The sequence below is a fragment of the Yersinia alsatica genome (assembly GCF_902170305.1).
Lineage (GTDB): Bacteria > Pseudomonadota > Gammaproteobacteria > Enterobacterales > Enterobacteriaceae > Yersinia > Yersinia alsatica.
The window spans coordinates 1-540 of record NZ_CABHWW010000001.1 but is presented as its reverse complement, the minus strand read 5'-3'; the positions used below and the strand labels follow the sequence as shown (position 1 = coordinate 540).

The window sequence follows — 540 nt, the reverse complement described above, 5'->3', positions numbered from 1 at the left end:
AGATGGCAGCGCCCGGCGCATTGAGTTCACCCTCAATTTGTTGCGGGTTGATGAGTCATTAACCGCGATGTTTGGCGACCTGCAGCAACAGGCTGACGAGCTGCTGGGTAAGGCAACGGAAATGACCGGCAAAGCGCAGGCGGCTATCGGGGGATTCTTCTCATGATGACCGGCCTGTCTTTACCGGCCGGGGCGGATATGGCCCCGGACTTTATGCTGACCATTAATCAGCAAGATATCACCCAGAATATTCGTGACCGGCTGCTGTCCCTGAGCCTCACCGATAACCGGGGCTTTGAAGCTGACCAGCTTGATATTGAACTGGATGACGCTGACGGCCAGCTTGCCATGCCGGAACGGGGCGCGGTGCTGTCGGTATTCTTGGGCTGGAAAGGTTCGGCGCTGATTGGCAAAGGTGATTTTACCGTGGATGAAGTCGAACACCACGGCGCGCCGGATACGTTGACCATTCGCGCCCGCAGTGCCGATTTTCGCGGCTCTCTCAATGCCCGGCGTGAAGTCTCTTATCATGAAACCACG

Annotated in this window: 2 pseudogenes; both read left to right on the top strand. The window is 57.0% G+C overall.

Going from position 1 to position 540, the window contains the following annotated elements:
- Nucleotides 1–166: pseudogene (locus FTA96_RS23425) on the top strand (phage tail protein); the annotation flags it as partial.
- Nucleotides 163–540 (top strand): annotated as a pseudogene (locus FTA96_RS00005) (phage late control D family protein); the annotation flags it as partial. The pseudogenes FTA96_RS23425 and FTA96_RS00005, both read left to right, overlap by 4 nt.